General features: G+C 44.6%; 3 protein-coding genes. All 3 read left to right on the top strand.

All coding sequences use genetic code 11. The features are described 5' to 3' along the window. The first annotated feature begins 387 nt into the window (after positions 1-387). Positions 388-717, top strand: coding sequence for a hypothetical protein (locus N5098_RS15185; protein ID WP_267638733.1), 330 nt, complete (start codon positions 388-390; stop codon positions 715-717). Between the two features lie 277 nt (positions 718-994). Further along, entirely contained in the window at positions 995-1,333 is a 339-nt protein-coding gene (locus N5098_RS15180; protein WP_267638732.1) for a DUF7957 family protein, read from the top strand. A 136-nt stretch (positions 1,334-1,469) separates the two neighbouring features. Then, positions 1,470-2,171: a hypothetical protein gene (locus tag N5098_RS15175; protein WP_267638731.1), complete on the top strand. Its 702-nt coding sequence runs from the start codon at positions 1,470-1,472 to the stop codon at positions 2,169-2,171. Positions 2,172-2,239: the final 68 nt, after the last annotated feature.

Here is a 2,239-nt window from a genome sequence, read left to right as displayed (position 1 = left end):
TTCGGTGAAGCGGGAAATTGTAGTTTGCACAACTTCGACTCTCCCGCTTCAACTCCCTTACTCTGACGACCTGATCCGATGCTGTCTAGCGATTAAACACGGCCGTTCGAGGCCTTTGGTGGGTTTCTAATTCCCACCCAACTCTCCTATCAGATTCGGCTATGTGAGGCAGATCATAAACTCAACCCAGAGGCTGAAGGAGGCAACCCAGCAGAGACAATCAAACGAGATCTTGTTGACTCATCTGGCATCAGTGCACATGATTTCGTTGCATCGACAGAGGTGGACAGTTCTAGGACACGAGAAATTCCAAATATTCCGTTTAAACACAACCAGATTAAAGTAAACATTTCTGACATTGACCAATACATTGATCACACTAACTGTGTGCAATATGCAAAAGGGGAACCAGCAGATATAGATTCGACGTGGGACCCGCTTGAAGTAACCGTCCTGCTGTTTCCAAATACTCACTATGACAATATAGAATCGATGTACGTCTATTCAGTAAATGTTCGTTTATTGAGTAACCTCTGGGTAGTAGATCCTACGCCGGACAATTTGAATCAAAAATACCTTGCTGACTTTCTCGAAACGGTGGCTGACCAGCTTCCAGTTAAGCAGGTAAGACGTGAAATTCATGGGTCAGCAGACTTCTGGTTTGACTTTGGTATCCCAGAGTATGCATCTCATTTTGATCCAGAGGAAATATTCTAACCGCAATATATAGATGATATGGCACTTATTGTTCCAGATAAGATTCCGTCCCAATCCCGACAGCGATTAGGAGTTCAACTGTTGCGCCACCTTTCGGAAACGAGCGACGGCCATCAATTGGTCAATTCACTGGGTGCTGACGATACCGCGCGTGTCCTCCAAGCCGAGGACCCCAGGACGGTCGTACCTACCAAGCACTCTCACCAGACTACCAAAGTCAGTTTGCACGATTGCTTCGTGATGAAGAGAATTTCCACAACCAGAGGGTGTTACCAGTATGACTGAGATACAAATCAGTGGTCAAAATCTCACAATTGACGGGACGACGATTGAGCTTCCGAAAGAAGTCCAATCGTATGTTGAGATTAGTGGACTAGTCGTCGTGTTACTCCAAACCGGGGGTCGTTCTCCGGCGACAAATAACGTGTGGGCGTTCACTATGGATGGGCAGCGGAAGTGGACAGCTGAACCGGTTCAAGCAGCATCCGATGATGCAAATGCGTACGTTCAGGTTAAAATAGAAGACGACACACTGTGGGCGGCTGACTGGAAGGGTTTAGAATACCAGCTTGACCTCGAAACTGGAGAGCATATAGACATCAAATATCGGAAATAGCGCGTTTCTACGCGAAGTCTGATGATGCAGTGAATGTAGAAATGATTGTTAATGAAATCGAGATCTAACCACCAAACACAATGGATGGTAGGAAGCTGACCGGAATAATCGAAAACGGAGAAGTGAGATGGGAATAATGACGCCGGAGAAAAACAAGGATTATATCACCTGTACTAGTGATACAACAGGACGCTGGAAAATAGGAATTCGCTCTTCAGCTAATAGTATCACGGACACGGTCGACGAATTAACTACGGTCGTTACGAAGCTCTGGAGTGCGTTACAACAACTCTGTCGTGTTAAACAGTGTGTATTTGCTGTATGGGTGTATGATCAGAATGTAACTCTAGAAGACGCACTCACACTCAATGTCAAAGAGGAAGAAGTATATCACGAACATCTGAAAAACGACAACGATATTAGCTCAAAGCTAGTGCGTCATGCGTTCGAAACAGTCGCAAATGATAACAAGTATGCCAGGATAACACATCTTCAATCAGAAGAAATCGAACTCTGTTTGCGATTACAATCTGGTGATAGCCAGATATCGAAATCAGATACAGAATTCTATAAAAACCAAGTTCATGATGAGATAGTCGACGAAGAGCCAGCGTTCCAGCCGTTAGCCATAACTGTAGACTACACTCGTAGTGAAGATGAAGAGTCTGAAAAGGTCAACACAGTCGAAATTAAATTTACAAGTATGTCTGACATTTGGTTTGCAGATACAGAACAAGGAAGAGTAAACCGTCATCGTCTGGTGACCGTTCTTGATGAAGTCCAACAACAGTTTGACGTAATGTCGGTACTTCCCAACCAAGGTAATCAGTGGAATTGAATCGCTGAATTAACCATCAGAAAGTGTCTGGATCTGGATGTGTTCAAGATCCCCGATCCAGACAGGTA

Origin of the sequence: Halovenus rubra, from assembly GCF_026586665.1 — an archaeon.
Lineage (GTDB): Archaea > Halobacteriota > Halobacteria > Halobacteriales > Haloarculaceae > Halovenus > Halovenus rubra.
Note: the sequence above shows the minus strand (reverse complement) of the source record. Positions and strands in the feature narration are given on the sequence as shown.